Below are 18,372 nucleotides of genomic sequence, written 5' to 3'. Positions count from 1 at the left end.
TCACTTTCCCCGGAATTATTGCTCAGTTCGAGGCGGATCTGAATACCATCAAGGCCATTCCAGCATTCCGTGCACTCAAGTCTGCCCTTTGAGGACAAGCCCGCTGGTCGGTACTCCGGTGCCCGCGGTGACGAGCACCCGGTCGGCGCCGGGCACCTGGTTGACGGCGGTGCCCCGGACCTGCCGCACCGCTTCGGCGATCCCGTTCATGCCGTGGAGGTAGGCCTCGCCGAGTTGGCCGCCGTGCGGGTTCAGCGGCAGCTCTCCGCCGAGTTCAAGGGTGTCTCCCGCGATGAAGTCCTTCGCTTCACCACGCGAACAGAACCCTAACTCTTCCAGCTGAATAAGAACATACGGTGTGAAATGGTCGTACAGCACCGCGACGTCGACGTCAGCCGGCCGAAATCCCGACTGCGCCCACAACCGCCGTCCGACCGCACCCATTTCCGGCAGTGCCGGAAGGTCGTCGCGGTAGTAGCTGGTCATCACGTACTGGTCCGGGCCGCTGCCCTGCGCGGCCGCCGCGATGAGGGCGGGCGGATGCGGGAGGTCGCGGGCACGCTCGGCGCTCACGACGACCAGCGCCACCCCGCCGTCGCTCTCCTGGCAGCAATCGAGCAGGTGCAACGGTTCGGCGATCCAGCGAGAGGCCTGGTGATCGGCCAGGGTGATGGGCTTGCCATGAAACCACGCCGCCGGGTTGGTCGCGGCGTGCTTGCGGTCGAGCACCGCGATGCGCCCGAAGTCCGCACTGGTGGCGCCGAACTCGTGCATGTATCGGCGCGCGAGCATGGCGACGGTGGCCGCGGGCGTGGCGATGCCCATCGGGTAATGGAAGCTGTTGTCCACCCCGGACGAGTTCACCTGCCGCGCCGCGGCCTCGGACACCTGGCCGAACCGCTGCCCCGACCGCTCGTTGAATGCCCGGTAGGCGACGACGACGTCCGCCACCCCGGTCGCCACGGCCATCGCGGCCTGCTGGACGGTCGCCGCGGCCGCTCCGCCGCCGTAGTGGACCCGGCTGAAGAAGCCCAGCTCGCCCATGCCGAGCTCGCGAGCGACCGAGATCTCGTTGTTGGCGTCCATGGTGAACGACACCAGTCCGTCCACATCGGACGGCGTGAGGCCGGCGTCCCGCAAGGCCAGCAGCACCGCCTCGGCGGCGAGCCTCAACTCGCTTCGCCCGGAGTCCTTCGAAAATTCCGTCGCCCCGATGCCGACGATGGCAGCCTTGCCCGACAGCCTCATTCGTCCCCCAGCGTGACCCGGACCGTGCCCGACACGTGCTCGCCCAGACTGTCCATTCCGGACACCGCGATCACCGCCTCGACGCCGTCGCGCTCGATCACGCGACCCGACAGCACAAGCGTGTCATCGGCATAGCAGGGCACGCCGAGCCTGATCGAGACCGACCGGATCCTGGCGGCCGGCCCCGCCCAGTCCGTCACGAACCGCTGCACCAAGCCGGTGTCGGTCAGGATGTTGAGGAAGATGTCCTTCGAACCCCGTGCCACCGCGGCATCGCGGTCATGGTGGACGTCCTGGAAATCGCGGGTGGCGAGTGCGGTGCTCACCACGAACGTCGGCGTTACCTCGATCGTCAGCGGCGGCAGTTCGGTACCGACAGTGGCAGGCGGGGTCATCGCGCCACCCGCCAGACGGGCAGGGTCAGCTCGTCGTCGACCCGGGCGAAGTCAACCGTAACGGCAAGTCCTATGTGGACCTCGTCCGGCTCGGCGCCCAGGAGCTCACCGACCATCCGGACCCCCTCCTCGAGCTCGACCAGCGCGACGACAAACGGCAGCGTTTTACCCGGAACCGGCGGGTTGTGGTGCACCACATAGCTGTAGACGGTGCCGCGACCGGTGGCGACGACGTAGTCCGGAACCTGGTCGAGGTCGCCGTCCGGCGGCATCGGACCCGGCGGGTGCCGAAGGGTGCTCCCCCAGCGCTGGATCCGCAGCTCGCCGGCCGCCAACCCGGCCCAGAAGAACTCCGTGTCCTTGCTGATCACCGGCCGCAGTACCGGGCTGGGTGCCGCACGAGCGACCGGGCGGAACTTGAGGACGCGGAACATCATGTCCGCCACCGGTTCCTCGCCCACGAACCAGGTCGTCCTGGTGGTGACGAACCAGCCTTCGCCCAGCGCGGTGCGCTTCGGACCGGTCACGTCAGCCAGCCGGGTCGACGCCGAAACGTGCTCACCGATCCGGAGGTACCGGTGGTAGGTCTGCTCGGAATTCGTCGCCACCACCGAGGTGTAGCCCTGCGCGTCCAAAAGGGACATCGCGGCGCCGAGCGGGTCATCCTCCGCACGTTCGCCGTGTAGCCCGTTCATCGTCCAGACCTGGGCCATCGCCGGCGGCGCCAAGTCACTCTCGGTATAGAGCGGATTGGTGTCACCGAGCGCCTCGACCCAGTTGTTCACCATCGCCCGGTTGACCGGGTCACGCGCTTTTTTCGGCGAGGATTCCCCCTGGGCGACTATGTTTTCCGCCGCTTGCGTGATGTTCATCGCGGCACCCTCGGCAACCCCAGCCCGGCAGTGGCGATCAACTCACGTTGGATCTCGTTGACCCCACCGCCAAAGGTCAGCACCAAGTTTCTTTTCGTCATCACAGCCAGCCAATCGACCAACGCGGCGGTCGCCGGTTCGCTTTGGTCCCCATGCCGGGCGACGACTTCTTCGAGTTGCCTTCCGACGCGCTGTACCCGTTCGGAACCGAACACCTTGGTCGCCGAAGCGTCGGCGATCGTCGAGGCACCGGCGGCTACCGGGACTGCCGCAACCTGCCAATTGAGCAGCTCATTGACCCGCATCACAGCGAACGTCTCGGCGAGCGCGTCTCGCACGTCAGGCAACGCGAGCAACGGCGTCCCACCGGGCGTCTTCCGAGCGGCCGCCCAGTCGCGGACCCGGTCGTACAGACCGCCGATCCGCCCGGCCGGACCGAGCATGACGCGCTCGTGGTTGAGCTGGGTGGTGATCAGTCGCCAGCCCTCATTCTCCTTGCCTACCAACCTCTCCACCGGAACCCGGACATCGGTGTAGTACGTCGCGTCGACATGGTGAGCTCCGTCGCAGGTGATGATCGGCGTCCACGAATAGCCGGGATCGGTGGTGTCCACCATGAGAATCGAAAGGCCGCGGTGTTTTGGCGCGTCGGGGTCGGTGCGGACGGCGAGCCACACGAAGTCCGCGTCGTGCCCGCCGGTGGTGAAGATCTTCTGGCCATTGACGACGTACTCGTCCCCGTCGCGCACAGCGGACGTACGCAGCGACGCGAGATCCGTTCCCGCACTGGGTTCGGTGTACCCGATCGCGAAATGCACCTCGCCCGCCAGGATCTTCGGCAGGAAAGCGGCTTTCTGTTCTTCGGTACCGAAAGTCTGCAACGTCGGACCGACCGTCTGCAGGGTGACGGACGGCAGTTGCACGTCGGCCCTCGTCGCTTCGTCGACGAAGAGATGCTGCTCGATCTCACCGAACCCGCGGCCCCCGTACTCGACCGGCCACCCGACACCCAGCCAGCCGTCACGGCCCAGCCGGCGCACGATCTCGCGGTGCACCGGCCCGTGTCGTTGCCGGAGCAGGATTTCCCGCTCCTCCGGCGAGACGAGCCCCGCGAAGTAGCGGCGCAGTTCGGCTCGCAGTTCCCGCTGCGGCTCGGTCAGTTCCAGCAACATGCTCAGGTCACCACCAATTCGCCGAGCTCGCCGAGCCGGAACACCGACCCGCCGACGAACCGGCTCAGGTCCTTGATCGCCGAAGAAAACCGATGCAGTGCATAGGTGATGTCCAAGCCGAGCCCGCCATGCAGGTGGTGACAGGTCGCCAGCGCGCGCGGCGCCTCCTCGGCCAGCCAGTACGCGGCGACCTCGAGGTCGGTGTCCGCGTCGAGACCAGCGGAAAGCCGCCAAGCAGCGGACATCGCTGCCAGGTGCAGTGTCCGCGACGCGATGTAGACGTCGGCAATCTGCTGCGCGACGGCCTGGAAGGTCGCCAACGGCCTGCCGAACTGTTCCCGCGTCCGGACATGACCGGACGCCAGTTCGAGCGCCCCCGCGAGAGTTCCGTCCGCGAGCGCCGCCGCTCCCGCCAAAGCGTACTGGTGAAGCACACGGACAGCGTCGCCGTCGCCGAGCTGGTCCGCGCGATCACAACGCACGCGCGCCAGCTGGACGGTGCTTTCGGGGCTACCGCTCGCATTGCGCGTCTCGACAAGTGTGACGCCGTCCGCCCGCGGGTCGACGAGGAACACTGCCGGGCCGCCGGGCATCGAGACCGGCACGAGGATCTTCACCGCCTCCGACGCATACGGCACGCACGTCTTCGTCCCCGAAACCAGCCATCCGCCCCCGGACGGGATCGCGGTCGTGGACGGCTCGGCGGGAAACGGTGCCGACGGCTCGTGCGGCGCCGCTGTGACGAGAGCCTCACCTGCGGCTATCGCAGGAAGTAGGGCAGTCTGTTGCGCTGTGCTACCAAGGTGCTTGATCGGCAGGACGCCGAGTGCGAGAGTGGACAACGCGGGAACCCGGGCACCCGCCCGGCCGACCTCGGTGAGCACGAGGGCGATTTCGAGAGCACCGAAGCCGTCGCCCCCAAGTTCGGCAGGCAAGGCCAGCGCCAGCAGTCCGGCGTCGGCCAGCCCTTGCCAGCCGCGATCGGAATCCCGGCGCAGCACGGCCCCCGCCAGCCCGGTGATCTCCTGCCGCGTCTCGTCCAAAGTGAAGTCCACGCCGGCTCCTCACGTGCCGCCAAGCCAGAAACTGAAACCTGTTCTAGTCTTAGCCGGAACAACCGCCAACGGCAACCCCCAAAAGGAGTCCCCGCGACCATGGCCTTGACCGACCTGGGTGACGCGGGGTGGCGAGCGACCCGCAAGGTGCTGACCGTGCCGTCCACCGCCGGTGTCCCGGAACCGGAGACGCTGCTGCTGCCCGGTCGCGGACAGACCGTGCACGTCGACGTCGGCCCGCGTCACGCGCCGCCGATCATCCTGCTGCACTCCGTCGCCTGCACCGGCTTGCTGACCTGGTACCCCGCGCTGGACCGGCTCTCGCAGCACTACCGGGTCGTCGTGTTCGACCAGCGGTGGCACGGCGGTGGCATCCGCTCGACCGAGCTCAAGCTCACCGACTGCGCCGAGGACGTCATCGCGGTGGCCGACGCGCTGGGCATCGACGAGTTCACGGTCGGGGGTTACTCGATGGGCGGAATGGTGAGCCAGCTGGTCGCCCACACCCACGCCGACCGGCTGCGCGGGCTGGTGCTGTGCTCCACGGCGAGCAACTTCCACCGAGGCATCCGCCAGCGGCTCGCGCTCGACGCGTTCGGCCTGACCCTGCGTCAGCTCCGCGAACAAGCCCGGATCTCGCTCAGCCAGGAACCGCCGCCCCACCACCAGGCCCGGCTCGAGGACCACCGCTGGGCGCTCGAGGAGTTCCGCGCGACCAGCCCCTGGGCGATCGCGACCGCGCTGGAGGAGATCGGCAAGTTCGACTCGGATGAGTGGCTCTACCGGATCAAGGTGCCGACCTCGGTCGTGGTGACCACCCGAGACCGGTTCATCGCGCCGAACCACCAGCGTTCACTGGCGAAACGGATCCCGAACGCGTCCAGCTACGAGATCCCGGCCGGGCACACGGCGTGTGTGTTCAAGGCCGACCAGTTCGTGCCGGCGTTGATGGCTGCCTGCACGTCGGTGCACGCGCGTTAGTCGGAGGGAGTGGGCGACGCGGCCAGGAGCTCGTCGAGGGCGGGCGCGATCGCGTCGGCCAGCGGCCACAGATCAGACACGAGCTCACGGGCGCCGATCAGGCCGATGTCCACCCGGCCGGCGTTCGAAATCACCGTCACGTTGAGGCCGGCGCCGTGGAACACCGGGCCCATCGGATAGAGCCCGGTAATGCGCGCGCCGAGCAGGTACAGCGGCATCGGCGGCCCGGGGACGTTGGAGATCACCAGGTTGTGCACCACCGGGTGCTTCTCCGCCAGCCGCAGCCGCGAGTAGGCGCGAATGGCGAGCCCGAGCGTGGTCGCCGCCGAGAACTGTGCCCAGTCCTGCAGCATGTCCGCGTCGATCGAGCGGTGGTGGTCCTTGGACAGCCGGTTGTTTTCCGCCAACGCGAACACGCGCGCGGCGGGATCGGCCAAGTGCGTGGGCAGTGAGGCGAAGAACGCCGAGACCTTGTTGGCGCCGTGGTCGCGTTCGGTCCGGTCGAGCACCGAAACCGGCACCGTCGCGACAAGTGGGTCGGCAGGCAGTTCGGCGCGATCCGACAGGAACTTGCGCAGCGCACCGGTACACATCGCGAGCACGACGTCGTTCACCGTGACCCCGAACGCGTCCTTGACCTTCTTGACGTCCTCGAGGGAAACCGAGACGTAGGCCACGCTCCGGTGCCCGGTGATGGTGCCGTTGAGCGAGGTCCTCGGCGCGGTGAACGGCACCGGCATTCCCTTGCCCCGCACGGCTTTCCCGATCCACCGCGGCGCCATTTCGACCAGGCCGGGAAACAGCCGGACTGCTTCGAACGGCAACTTGGCGAGGGCCGCGACGCTCGAACGCAGCAAGGAGAGCTGCGTCGGTACCTCAGGGTTGTGGTGCGCGTCCTTGCCGGGGTCCGGCGGCGACGCGTCGGGCGCGAGCCCCGCGAGATAGGTGATCAGACTCGCGCCGCCGACCCCGTCGACGCTGGCATGGTGCATCTTGAGCAGGATGGCGACTTCACCGCTGGCGAGGCCTTCGATGACGTACATCTGCCATAGCGGATGGCTGCGATCGAGCTGCTGGCCCGCGATATGCCCGCACAGTTCGGACAGCTCGGTCCGGTCGCCGGGGGCGGGAACGCCGATACGGTGCAGATGGTGGTCGAGGTCGAAGTCCGTGTCCTCCACCCAGATCGGATGGCTGAGATTCCAGAGTGGATTGTGCAGTTTGCGCCGAAACTCCGGAATCAATGCGACGCGCGCGGCAAGTTGGTCACGGAACCGGGCGAAGCTGTACCCGCCGGGCATGGTCGAGCCGTCGACGACCATCAGGCCGCAGACGTGCAGCACCTGCGACGGGGTCTCCAGGTAAAGGAAACTCGCGTCGAGACCGCTCAATCTCTGCATGTTCGACAGCCTAAGCGAACCGTGCACCGGCCTCTACCCGGTCTGCTGTCACCTAGACTGAGGTCTCATGCAGCCGAATTTCCTGACCCGCCGGGCGATCGGACTGGCCCTGACGGCCAACGCCCTCCGGCCGTTGCGCGGTGCGCGCTCGGAGTTCCCGATTTTCATGGCAGGCTGGCTCACCGGGGAACTCGCGCCCCACCTGCTGGCACTGACCGCCGCGGACACCGCCCAGCATCTCCTGCGCCGCGGTGCGCGGGGCAAAGCCGACCGGGTCGCGCTCGCGGTGTCCGCGCTGACGGCGGCTGGGCTCGGGTCGCTGATCGCCACTTCGCAGCGCGCCAAAGGCGTGATCGAAGACGCACTGAACGAGGGCATCGGCACGGACTACACCGCCGAGCTCGAGCACCCGCCGTCCCCCGCCGACCTGGCGACCCCGTGGGGTCAGCTCGTGCTGCCGTTCCGGATGCGCGACGCCGACGTCCGACGTACCCGCGATATCGCCTACGCCCCAGGTGGCAAGCGCTTTCTGCTCGACGTCTACCAGCCGAGGGAACCGGTCAGCGGCCGTCCGGTGCTGCTGCAGATCCACGGCGGCGCGTGGATCATCGGCAACAAGGACCAGCAGGGCATCCCGTTGATGCTGCAGATGGCCCGCCGCGGCTGGATCTGCGTCGCGATCAACTACCCGCTGTCACCCGCGGCGCACTGGCCTGCCCATATCGTCGCGGCGAAGCGGGCGGTCGCCTGGATTCGGGACAATATCGCCGAGTACGGCGGCGACCCGTCATTCCTGGCGGTGACCGGCGGCTCCGCGGGCGGACACCTGGCGTCGCTGCTCGCGCTCACCCAGAACGACGCGACCCTGCAACCCGGCTTTGCCGAGGCCGACACGAGCGTCCAAGCCTGCGTGCCGAATTACGGGGTGTACGACTTCGCCGCGACCAGCGGCTCCCTGGCGAGCAAGTCGCGGCTGGACAACCTGATCGCGCGGAAGGTCTTCGCCAAGGACCGAGGCCCCGCGGAGTTCCTCGACGACTACATCGCCGCATCCCCGCTGGACAGGATCACCGACAAGGCGCCGCCGTTCTTCGTCATCCACGGCGAACGCGACAGCCTCGTCCCTGTCGCCGAAGCCCGCGAGTTCGTCCGGCGACTCCGCGAAACCTCCCCCAACCCGGTCGTCTACGCCGAAGTCCCCGGCGCGCAACACGCCTTCGACACCTTCCCCTCGATCCGCACCGCCCACGTCGTCCGCGGCATCGAACGCTTCCTCGAGTGGACCCACCGCCGCGCCACCCGCTGACCAGCATGTGTGCACTTCACGGCGGGTCAGACGCGGCCGAGGCGGACGAGGTCGGCGAGTTGGTCGTCGGAAAGTTCGGTGATCCAATCCTCGCCGGCGCCGACCACGGCGTCGGCGAGGCCGCGCTTGGCCTCCAGCATGACCGCGATCCGCTCTTCCAGCGTGCCCTCGGCGATCAGTCGGTGGACCTGGACCGGGCGGTCCTGGCCGATGCGGTACGCGCGGTCGGTGGCCTGGTCCTCAACGGCGGGGTTCCACCAGCGGTCGTAGTGGATGACGTGGGTGGCCCTGGTCAGGTTCAGGCCGACCCCGCCTGCCTTGAGCGAGAGCAGGAACACGGGCACCTCGCCGGACTGGAAGCGACTCACCATCTCGTCACGCCGCGCGGGAGTGCTGGCTCCCGACAGCAGCATGCACGGCACCCCGCGCTCGGCGAGCCGCGCCTCGATCAACCGGCAGAGCCGGACGTACTGGCTGAACACCAGCACGCTGTCGCCTTCGTCGAGGACGACGTCGAGCAGGTCCTCGAAGGCGGTCAGCTTGCCCGACCTGTCCGGCAGCGGCCCGTCCTGTTTCAGGTACTGCGCGGGATGGTTGCAGATCTGCTTGAGCTCGGTGAGCAGTTTGAGCACCTGCCCGCGCCGCTGCACGCCTTCGCTGTCACGGATCTGCGCCAAGTTCTCGCGGACCACCGCCTCATACAGCGTTGCCTGCTCGGGGCCGAGCGGGACGAACCTGTCGGTCTCGGTTTTGCGGGGCAGCTCGGGCGCGATGTCGGGGTCGGTTTTCTTACGCCGCAACAGGAACGGCCGGACCGTCGCGGCGAGCCGCTCGGTGACAGCCTGGTCGCGGTCACGCTCGATGGGCTTGACCGCCCGGCGCCGGAACTGCTCGAGCGTGCCCAGCAGACCTGGTGTCGTCCAGTCCACCAGTGACCACAGCTCGGTCAGCCGGTTCTCCATCGGGGTACCGGTCAGGGCGACCCGCGCGGCGGACGGCAGGCGCCGAAGCTCCTTCGCCGTCGCCGACAACGGGTTCTTGACGTACTGCGCCTCGTCGGCGGCGATGAGCCCCCAGCCGACTTCGGCAAGTTCCACACGATCCCGCCGGAGGACGCCGTACGTGGCGAGGACGACTTCGGCCGGCGCCAGCCCTTCCAGGTTCCTGCTACCGCCATGGAACCTGCGGACTCGGACCCCCGGCGCGAACTTCGCGAACTCGCGTTCCCAGTTACCCAGCAACGACGTCGGGCACAGCACCAGCGTCGGCCCGGCCTCGAGCTGTCGCCGGTGCAGGTGCAACGCGATGAGCTGGATGGTCTTGCCGAGCCCCATGTCGTCCGCGAGGCAGGCACCGAGGCCGAGCCCGGTCATCGTCGCCAGCCACGCCAGCCCGGTGCGCTGGTACGGGCGCAGCGTGGCGTGCAGCTCCGGCGACGGCTCGATTTCACCGTGCGCGCTCGCCGCGAGCCGCTGGAGCAGGCCGGACACCGCGTCCGGCGGCACGAACGGAACCTGCTCACCCGCGACTTCGAGGGTGCCGGTCAACGCCGCGGCCAGCGCGTCGGCGCCGCTGACGACGTGGTTCTGCTGCCGCCTCAGCTTGGCCGCCGACTCCGTGTCCGCCCGGACCCACTTGCCGCGCAGGCGCACCAGCGGCCGTTTGGCCTCGGCCAGCGCATCGACCTCCGGCTCGGTCAGTAAATCGCCGCCGAGACTCACCTGCCAGCGGAACTTCAGCACCCCGGCCAGGGTGAACACCCGCTCGCCGTCCACCGCGGGCGCCTGGGCGACCCCGGCCCTGACCTCGACCTTGTCCGCGAAAAGACCCTCGGGCCACAGAACCTCGACACCCGCGCCTTCGAGCACGCGACCACCGCGCCCCAGCAGGTCGATGACCTCGTTCTCGTCCAGCACGAGGCCGAGAGCCGGCTCGTCCACCGCCCGCTGCAGGGGAGTCCACACCCGGCCGCCACGCCGCAACGCCACCGCCAGCTGCGCCCGAACGTCCTCCCCCAGCCGGGTGAGTACGGCTTCGTCGGCCTCCGGCAACGCGGAGACCTCGACGACCAGGCTCGGATCGGCGGCACTGCGCAGCGCGAACCTCCCGGCAAAAACCCCGTCCGGCTCCAAAACCTCGACGCGCATCAGCAGCGCCGCCCCGCTCGGCGCGGCCGGGCCGCTCGCCGACGGCCGGCGCACCAGCACGGCCGCGGTGGCGTCCCAGAGCGCCCGTACCAGCGACTCGGGTGAATGCAGCCGGATGTTCTTCAGCCCGGCCAACGGCAGCGCGTGGGCCTCGGGAGGCAGCGCGGCGGCCAGCTTCCGCAGGACACTCTCATCGTCGACGTCCAGCGGGCCGACCCGCCAGGCATCGAAACCGCGTGGGGTCGCGGCCGGTTCGAGCCGGCCGCGATCGATCAGGTTGACCCCGGCGGTGACAGCGGCGGACCAGGCGGCGATCGCCGGGCTCGCCTCCTCACCGGCCGTCAGCAGGTGCGGGATCGCCTCGGCGAGCGGCATGAGCGTGGCATCGATCTTGGTGCGCTGGAACGACTTCCCCGACGGCAGCGCGAGTTCGATCGGGGTATCGCCGGCACCGTCGCCCCACAACGCGAGCACCCCGTCCCGCGGCGGGTCCGAGGGGACGTAGGTGGCTTGGGTCTGCTCGCCGAACGACAACACGTCACGGACCTTAGGCGAGAGCACCGACAAAACCTGACGCGGCTCACTCGCGGGGCAGCCCGAGCAGGCGTTCGGCGATGAGGTTCAGCAGGACCTGGGTGGTGCCACCGGCGATGCTGAGGCAGCGGGTCAGCAGGAATTCGTGCTGCGCGGCCGACGTCGAGGGCCCGACGCCCAGCGCGGCCGAGCCGCAGAGTTCGAGCGCCAGTTCCGCCGCGGATTGCCGGTGGCGCACGCCAAGCAGCTTGCGCACACTGGATTCCGGCCCCGGCCCCTGCCCTGCCAGCCGTCGCAGCGCGGCACGCAGGTCGAGCAGCGAGCCGGCCGAACCTTCGGCGATCAACGCGCCCAACCGTTCGAGGACAGCGGGATCGCCCGTCTTCACCTGTTCGAGGAGTTTTTCGACCGTCTCGCCGACCGCCGAGCCGCTGCCAATGGCGACCCGTTCATTGGCCAGCGTGGTCCTGGCGAGCCGCCAGCCGGCACCGGGCTCACCGACGACATCGGTGTCGGGCACGAAGACGTCGTCGAGGAACACTTCGTTGAACACGGCGTCCCCGGTGATCTCCCGCAACGGCTTGGTGGTGATCCCGGCCGTGGCCATGTCGACAAGGAAATAAGTGATCCCGCGGTGTTTCGGGACGGTCCGATCGGTACGTGCCAGGCAAATCGCCCAGTCCGCTTCGCGGGCCAACGAGGTCCAGACCTTCTGCCCGGTGAGCCGCCAGCCGCCGTCGCACCGCTCGGCCCTGGTCGTCAGCGACGCGAGGTCCGAACCCGCTCCGGGTTCGCTGAACAGTTGGCACCAAACGAGTTCCCCGCGCAACGTCGGCCCGGCGAACCGCTCCCGCTGCTCGGGTGACCCGTGCGCGAGGATCGTCGGAACGGCCCACGCGCCGATGACGAGATCGGGACGGCGCACCCCGGCACGCGCGAGTTCGGCGTCGATCACCAACTGCTCCGAGGCGGACGCGTCGAGACCATAGGGCTTCGGCCAATGTGGAGCCAGGAAGCCCGACTCGGCCAGGCGCAGACGTTGCCGCTGAGCGGGAAGCGCGGCGATTTCCGCGGCGACCGCGCGGATCTCGGCCGGGCTTTCGCCGCTGTCCCAACCGATCCGACGACGTTGTCCGCCCACCGAGAGCGCCGCCGCTTGACGCCGCCACCGCGGGGAACCGCCGGCCCACTGCCGCAGTGCGACCGCCCGGCGCAGGTAACGATGCGCGTCGTGTTCCCAGGTGAACCCGATGCCGCCGAGGACCTGAATACAGTCCTTCGCGTTGTCGACAGCGGCGTCGAGCGCCGCGGCCCCCGCCGCCGAAGCGGCGAGCGCGTGCTGTTCGGGGGTCTCGTCCGCGGCGCGCGCGGCGTCCCAGGCGAGCGCCGCAGCGATCTCGGCGCGGCACAGCATCTCGGCGCACAGGTGTTTGACGGCCTGGAACGAACCGATAGGACGGCCGAACTGCTCCCGGATCTTCGCGTACTCGCTCGCCGTGCGCACACACCAAGCCGCGACACCGGCCGCTTCGGCGACCGCCAGCGTGACGGCGAACCGCTCGACCGCGCCCGAGTCCAGCCCGGTCAGAACCGACTCGGGCGGGACTTCCGCGTCACGCAGTTCGACGGTTCCCACCGCCCGCGAAAAGTCGAACGGCTCGGCGGCCTCGATCCGGAGCCCCACCGAACGCGGCTCGACGAGGAAAGCCACCTCGCCCGCTGTGAGCAGGAGAAACGCCGATTCGTCGGCGTCAAGGACCGGAGCCCTGCCGGACACCACCAGCCCGCCGTCAGGCTGGGGAACCGCGCTGAAACCGTCGAGCCCGACGGCGATCCGCGCGGCCCCGGAAGCGACCGAAGCCAGCACGTCCCGCGCCCGCCCGGTCGCGCGAGCGAGCAGCAAGCAACCCAGTGTCGCGCTGAGCAGCGGCCCCTCGGCCAAGGCCATAGCCGCCGCCTCGAGCCCGGTGGCCGCGTCCGCGACCGTGCCGCCGGCCCCGCCGAGCTCCTCGGCCACGCCGATCCCCGCCAGTCCCCAATCCGACGTCGTCCCGCGCGTCGCCCAGGTGGCGATCGACTCGGCCAGCGCCCGCTGCTCCTCGGTGGTCGCGATTGGCAAGGGTCCTCCCCGGCAGCGGTGACTGAGCCGGGAACTATTGTAGAACGTGTTTCAGTTTCTTGGCGAGTAGGCCGCGACTTGAACCGTTAGCCGGGTTAGGTACGCTAACCCGGCAAGTGGAACAAGTTCCGAATCAGCTGGGAGCCCCGATGGCAGGCAAGCCCGTGACGCCGGCAAAGGCCCGTGCGGCCGCGCTCGGCGCGATCAACGGCGACGAACTGGGCTCCGCGGCGCAGCGGGACAGGCGCAAGCGCATCATCGACGCGACGCTGGCGCTGGCGGCCAAGGGCGGATACGACGCCGTGCAGATGCGGGCCGTCGCCGAAAAGGCCGACGTCGCCTTGGGCACGCTCTACCGGTACTTCCCGTCGAAGATCCACCTGCTGGTGTCCGGGCTCGCGCGGGAATTCGAGCGTGCGCAAGAGAAACTGAACCGGGTCGCGATCCCCGGCGAAACCCCCGCCGACAGACTGATGTTCGTGCTCGGCCGCAACACCCGGCTGATGCAGCGCGACCCGCACCTGACCGAGGCCATGGTCCGGGCCTTCATGTTCGCCGACACCACCGCCGCGGCCGAGGTCGAGCAGGTCGGCCGTCTGATGGAGGACATGTTCGCCCAAGCGATGGGCATCGACGAGCCCACCGACGGCGACCGCGACATCTTCCACCTGATCGCCGACGTCTGGATGGCGAACCTGGTCGCCTGGGTCACCCGGCGAGCGTCCGCCGCCGACGTCGCCGCCCGCCTCGAACTTTCCGTGCACCTGCTGCTGGACAAATAGGGCACTTTTGTACTTTTTTGCAGCTCTTCGGTCGTATGCGTGGGTGCTGGTTGCTGTGGACTGGCTGCGTTTTACCGCAGCAAGGGCCGGGTCGTGTCCGGCGAATGCCGGTGTCCGAAGCTGGGTGTGGGACTCACCGGTCTGACTGTGGGACTCGCCCTCGCTGAACGTGGGACTCGCACAGCACATCGGCGAGTCCCACACTCCAGCCCGGCGAGTCCCACGTTCACGCCGACGAGTCCCACATTCACTGACAGCCGACCACACCCGCTGACCTCAAGAACCCCACCAGCCACACCGACACCACAGAGGCGTCGCGGACCCACACATACGACACAAGAGCCACTATGTACAAAAGTGCCCCCGCTTGGCCCCGCAACTCGACGGCGAGTTGCGGTAGTTAGCGTCCGCAACCACCGCAACTCGACGGCGAGTTGCGGTGGGCAGCGTCAGAGCGCTGGGGAATCCACCGGGGCGGGGGTCGGCTCCGGGGTGGCGGCCGCCTCGGCCGCCTTGTCTGGGGTGGGGGTGGGGGTGGTAGTCGGGGTGGTGTTGACGTCGGGGGTGGTGGGGAGGCGGACTGGGGCCGGGGGGACGTCGGGGAGAATGTCGTCGCCCGGCTCGGCGATCCGCTCGCCGTCGCTGTTCCGCAGCCGCTGCGAGATGACCTTCGTGATGCCGTCGCCCTGCATGCTGACGCCGTACAGCGCGTCGGCGATCTCCATCGTCGGCTTCTGGTGGGTGATGATGATCAGCTGCGACGCCGACCTCAGCTCCTCCAGCAGGCTGATCAGCCGACGCATGTTGGTGTCGTCCAGCGCGGCCTCGACCTCGTCCATCACGTAGAACGGTGAAGGGCGCGCACGGAAGATCGCGACCAGCATCGCCACCGCGACCAGCGACTTCTCGCCACCGGAGAGCAGCGACAGCCGCTTGACCTTCTTGCCCGGCGGACGGGCTTCGACGTCGACGCCGGTGGCCAGCAGGTCGTTCGGCTCGGTGAGGATCATCCGGCCCTCACCACCCGGGAAGAGCACGTTGAACACGATCTCGAACTCGCGCGCGACGTCCTCGTAGGCCGACGCGAACACCTCGAGGATCTTCTCGTCGACCTCCTTGATCACGGTCAGCAGGTCCTTGCGGGTGTCCTTGAGGTCCTCGAGCTGCGTCGACAGGAACTTGTACCGCTCCTCCAGCGCCGCGAACTCCTCCAGCGCCAGCGGGTTGACCTTGCCGAGCAGCGCGAGGTCCTTCTCCGCGCGCTTGGCCCGCCTGGTCTGCGTCTCCCGCTCGAACGGGATGGGCTGCGGCATCGCGACCGTCTCGCCGCGCTCCTTCGCCGACTCGTACTCGGCCATCTCGCCGGAGCTCGGCGGCACCGGCACGTCCGGGCCGTACTCGTTGACGAGGTCGCTCAGCCCGATGCCGAAATCGTCGGCGATCTTGCCCTCGAGGGTTTCCAGCCGGAGCCGCTGCTCGGCGCGCTGGACCTCGTCGCGGTGCACGGCATCGGTGAGCTTCTCCAGCTCTCCGGTGAGCTCGCGGACCTTGCCGCGGACCTGTGCGAGCGCGGTCTCCCGGCCCTGGCGCGCGGCCTGCGCGGCGTCACGCTCGGACGCGGCGCGCTGCACCGAAATCTCGATGCGCTCCAGCGCGATCTCACCGCCGTCGACCACCGCGGTGGCGATCTCGGCACCCCGGGCCCTGGCGATCCGGGCTTTTTCGTAGCGTTCGCGCGATTGCCGTTCGGCGATCGCGGCGCGGCGCAGGGACTCGGCTTTGCCGGCGATCCCGCGTGCCCGCTCTTCAGCGGTCCGCAGCGAAAGCCGCGACTCCATCTCCTCCTGGCGGATGACGGCGAGAGCCTCGGCGGCCTGGTCGCGCTCGTCGGTGTCCGGGTCGTCGTCCACAGGCTGCTCGTCGAAGGCCGTGAGCCTGTCTTCCAGCTCCGCCAACGCCGTGAGCGCCTGCTCGCGGCTCTGCTCGACCCTCGCGCGCTGCGTTCGCAGCCGCTCGACCTCGGCTTCGGCCGTGCGCGCGGCTTGCTGCATCCGGTTGAGCCGCTCGCCGGAACGGGCCTTGCGGACCTTAGCCTCGCCGAGCGCTTCCTTGGCCTGGCCGACCTCGTCGCGGCGGGCCTGCTGCTCGGCGCGCGCGCCTTCCAACTCGGCCGCGGTGCGCTCGATCGCGCGCTCGGCCGCACGCAAGCGGTCACCGGCCTCGTCGACCGCGGCCTGCACCTCGATGACGCTCTCGCTGCGCTGCGAACCACCGACGGCCCACTGCGAGCCGAAGACGTCTCCCTCGGCCGTCACGGCGCTGACCTCGGGATGCACGGCCACGAGCCGGCGGGCGGTGTCGAGGTCGTCCACGATGGCGACGCGTTCGAGTGCCTTCTCGACCGCGGGGCGCAACGCTTCCGGTGCGGTGACGACGTCGCGTGCCCAGCGGGCACCGTGGGGCAGGGACGGCCAGGCACCGATGTCCACAACGGACTCGAACCCGCCGAGCAGGATCCCGGCGCGGCCAGAATCGTTGCTCTTCAAGAACTTCAGCGCGGCGAGCGCATCTTCGCCGCCGGCCACGGCGACGGCGTCAGCCACCGGGCCCAGTGCCGCGGCCAGCGCGATCTCGTGCCCCGGCTCGACCGTCAGCAGCGCCGCGACCGAACCGAGCAGGCCCGGAAGCTGGTGCGTGGCACCAAGAAGCGCGCCGGCGCCGTCCTTCCGCTTGAGCCCCATCGACAACGCCTCGACGCGGGCACGCTCCGAGGCGATCTCCCGCTCGGCCGTCCGCTCGGCCTTGACCAGCTCCTCGACCCGCGCCTTGGCGGTGTTGTTGGCCTCGACCACACGGTCGTGCCGGGCCTGCAGGTCGGAGTCGTCCGACTCCTCGACCCCGCCCTCGGCACGCGCCTCTTCGAGCTCTTCGGTGGCGAACTCGGCACGCGCGCTCGCCTCGTCGATCGAGGTGGTGAGCCGCTCGATCTCGTCGGAGGTGGCGCCGTTCTTGCTGCGCAGGGCCTCGACCTGGCCGGTGAGCTTCGCGAGCCCCTCGCGGCGGTCGGCGATCGCCCGGACGGCCGCCATGTGCGCGCGCTCGGCGGCCTGAACCTGGTGTTCGAGCTCCTCACGGCGCAGCACGCTCTCCGCGAGCGTCTCACGGGCTTCCGCAACGGCCTCGACGAGCTCCTGCTCCTGCTCGGCGACCAGCTCGGCCTCGGCGAGCAGCTCGTCGGGGTCGCGGCCACCGCTGCTGGTCTGCACGTCGGCGGAGAGGTGGCGCTGGCGCTCCATGGCGAGGCGGACCGTGCCGCGCAGGCGCTCGCCCAGCGCCGAAAGCTTGTACCAGGTCTCCTGGGCCGCAGCGAGCAGCGGAGCGTCCTCGGCCAGCGCGGACTCGAGCTCGTTCTCTTGCGCGGTGACCATTTCGAGGGCCTGCTCGACCTCGGCGCGACGGGCGCGGGCGAGGTTTTCGTCGGCCTCCTCGCGCGCGATCCCGGCGCGCTGGTTGACCAGGTCGTCGGCGAGCAGCCGCAGCCGCGAATCCCGCAGCTCGAACTGGACCGACTGGGCCTTGCGGGCGATCTCGGCCTGCTTGCCTAGCGGCTTGAGCTGACGGCGGAGTTCGGTGGTCAGGTCGCCGAGACGGTCGAGGTTGCCCTGCATCGACGTGAGCTTGCGAAGCGCCTTTTCCTTGCGCTTGCGGTGCTTGAGCACCCCGGCGGCTTCTTCGATGAAGGCGCGGCGCTCCTCGGGCTTGGCCTCGAGGATCTGCGCCAGCTGGCCCTGCCCGACGATGACGTGCATCTCGCGGCCGATCCCGGAGTCCGACAGCAGCTCTTGGACGTCCATCAGCCGGCAGGTCTTGCCGTTGAGCTCGTACTCGCTCGCGCCGTCGCGGAACATCCGCCGCGTGATGGCGACCTCGGAGTACTCGATCGGCAGCGCGCCGTCGGCGTTGTCGATGGTGAGGGTGACCTCGGCTCGCCCCAGCGGCGCGCGGCCGGCGGTGCCGGCGAAGATGACGTCCTCCATCTTGCCGCCGCGCAGGTCCTTGGCGCCCTGGGTGCCCATCACCCAGCGCAGCGCATCGAGCACGTTCGACTTGCCTGAGCCGTTGGGCCCGACGACGCAGGTGATGCCCGGCTCGAAGCGCAACGTGGTGGCCGAGGCGAAGGACTTGAAGCCCTTGAGCGTCAAGCTTTTCAGATGCACTTGATGCTGACCCCTCTGGCATGGCGGATGACATGACGGACGACGTGGCGGACGACGTGGCGGACTACGGCGAGAATCTTCAAAGGTTACCTTCCGGCCGATGCCGGTCGTGGGACGCGGGCCACTTCGGGGCGCGCCTTAGCA

The 18,372-nt window shown here is 69.2% G+C and carries 12 protein-coding genes; 3 read left to right on the top strand and 9 right to left on the bottom strand.

Translation table 11 applies throughout. From position 1 onward, the window contains the following. Positions 1-75 precede the first annotated feature (75 nt). The 5 genes from JWQ81_RS42785 to JWQ81_RS42765 are packed head-to-tail and all read right to left on the bottom strand — an operon-like array spanning position 76 to position 4,742. Positions 76-1,248 carry a lipid-transfer protein gene (locus JWQ81_RS42785; protein WP_297551233.1) on the bottom strand — a complete coding sequence of 391 codons (1,173 nt, stop codon included), beginning with the start codon at positions 1,246-1,248 and terminating at the stop codon, positions 76-78. Next, positions 1,245-1,643, bottom strand: a complete 399-nt coding sequence (locus JWQ81_RS42780) for a MaoC family dehydratase (protein ID WP_297551231.1) — start codon at positions 1,641-1,643, stop codon at positions 1,245-1,247. Before JWQ81_RS42780 ends, JWQ81_RS42785 begins: the two co-directional genes overlap by 4 nt. Continuing rightward, on the bottom strand, positions 1,640-2,515 hold the full coding sequence (locus JWQ81_RS42775) for an OB-fold domain-containing protein (protein ID WP_297551229.1): 876 nt from the start codon (positions 2,513-2,515) through the stop codon (positions 1,640-1,642). Before JWQ81_RS42775 ends, JWQ81_RS42780 begins: the two co-directional genes overlap by 4 nt. Next, on the bottom strand, positions 2,512-3,687 hold the full coding sequence (locus JWQ81_RS42770; protein ID WP_297551227.1) for an acyl-CoA dehydrogenase family protein: 1,176 nt from the start codon (positions 3,685-3,687) through the stop codon (positions 2,512-2,514). The genes JWQ81_RS42775 and JWQ81_RS42770 overlap by 4 nt, the downstream gene beginning before the upstream one ends. Before the next feature lie 2 nt (positions 3,688-3,689). Continuing rightward, positions 3,690-4,742, bottom strand: a complete 1,053-nt coding sequence (locus tag JWQ81_RS42765) for an acyl-CoA dehydrogenase (protein WP_297551225.1) — start codon at positions 4,740-4,742, stop codon at positions 3,690-3,692. Between the two features lie 99 nt (positions 4,743-4,841). Here JWQ81_RS42765 and JWQ81_RS42760 point away from each other — a divergent pair, with 99 nt between their 5' ends. Next, positions 4,842-5,723, top strand: a complete 882-nt coding sequence (locus tag JWQ81_RS42760) for an alpha/beta hydrolase (protein WP_297551223.1) — start codon at positions 4,842-4,844, stop codon at positions 5,721-5,723. On the opposite strand, the gene JWQ81_RS42755 is transcribed toward JWQ81_RS42760, so the two are convergent. Then, positions 5,720-7,123, bottom strand: a complete 1,404-nt coding sequence (locus JWQ81_RS42755) for a wax ester/triacylglycerol synthase family O-acyltransferase (protein ID WP_297551221.1) — start codon at positions 7,121-7,123, stop codon at positions 5,720-5,722. The two genes, JWQ81_RS42760 and JWQ81_RS42755, sit on opposite strands and share 4 nt — an antisense overlap. A 67-nt stretch (positions 7,124-7,190) precedes the next feature. On the opposite strand from JWQ81_RS42755, the gene JWQ81_RS42750 reads away from it, so the two are divergent. Beyond that, positions 7,191-8,429, top strand: coding sequence for an alpha/beta hydrolase (locus JWQ81_RS42750; RefSeq protein WP_297551219.1), 1,239 nt, complete (start codon positions 7,191-7,193; stop codon positions 8,427-8,429). A gap of 26 nt (positions 8,430-8,455) precedes the next feature. Here JWQ81_RS42750 and JWQ81_RS42745 read toward each other — a convergent pair whose 3' ends face one another. Next, positions 8,456-11,137, bottom strand: a complete 2,682-nt coding sequence (locus JWQ81_RS42745; protein WP_297551217.1) for a DEAD/DEAH box helicase — start codon at positions 11,135-11,137, stop codon at positions 8,456-8,458. A 19-nt stretch (positions 11,138-11,156) separates the two neighbouring features. Further along, positions 11,157-13,229: an acyl-CoA dehydrogenase family protein gene (locus JWQ81_RS42740; protein ID WP_297551215.1), complete on the bottom strand. Its 2,073-nt coding sequence runs from the start codon at positions 13,227-13,229 to the stop codon at positions 11,157-11,159. A gap of 149 nt (positions 13,230-13,378) precedes the next feature. Here JWQ81_RS42740 and kstR point away from each other — a divergent pair, with 149 nt between their 5' ends. Beyond that, the gene (gene kstR / locus JWQ81_RS42735) at positions 13,379-14,011 is read left to right on the top strand and encodes a cholesterol catabolism transcriptional regulator KstR (RefSeq protein WP_297551213.1); all 633 of its coding nucleotides are present in this window, start codon (positions 13,379-13,381) and stop codon (positions 14,009-14,011) included. 449 nt (positions 14,012-14,460) lie between these two features. Here the strand turns inward: kstR and smc are convergent, their stop codons facing one another. Further along, a complete protein-coding gene (gene smc, locus JWQ81_RS42730) occupies positions 14,461-18,228 on the bottom strand; it encodes a chromosome segregation protein SMC (RefSeq protein WP_297551211.1) in 3,768 nt (1,255 codons plus the stop codon). Positions 18,229-18,372: the final 144 nt, after the last annotated feature.

Source organism: Amycolatopsis sp., assembly GCF_025464955.1.
Taxonomy (GTDB): Bacteria; Actinomycetota; Actinomycetes; order Mycobacteriales; family Pseudonocardiaceae; genus Amycolatopsis.
This window is presented reverse-complemented; position numbering and strand designations above follow the sequence as displayed.

Coding starts and splice junctions, on each gene's coding strand:
- JWQ81_RS42750 (WP_297551219.1), top strand. CDS start 7,191: ATGCAGCCGAATTTCCTGACCCGCCGGGCGATCGGACTGGCCCTGACG.
- JWQ81_RS42770 (WP_297551227.1), bottom strand. CDS start 3,687: ATGTTGCTGGAACTGACCGAGCCGCAGCGGGAACTGCGAGCCGAACTG.
- JWQ81_RS42755 (WP_297551221.1), bottom strand. CDS start 7,123: ATGCAGAGATTGAGCGGTCTCGACGCGAGTTTCCTTTACCTGGAGACC.
- JWQ81_RS42780 (WP_297551231.1), bottom strand. CDS start 1,643: ATGACCCCGCCTGCCACTGTCGGTACCGAACTGCCGCCGCTGACGATC.
- JWQ81_RS42760 (WP_297551223.1), top strand. CDS start 4,842: ATGGCCTTGACCGACCTGGGTGACGCGGGGTGGCGAGCGACCCGCAAG.
- kstR (WP_297551213.1), top strand. CDS start 13,379: ATGGCAGGCAAGCCCGTGACGCCGGCAAAGGCCCGTGCGGCCGCGCTC.
- JWQ81_RS42775 (WP_297551229.1), bottom strand. CDS start 2,515: ATGAACATCACGCAAGCGGCGGAAAACATAGTCGCCCAGGGGGAATCC.
- JWQ81_RS42785 (WP_297551233.1), bottom strand. CDS start 1,248: ATGAGGCTGTCGGGCAAGGCTGCCATCGTCGGCATCGGGGCGACGGAA.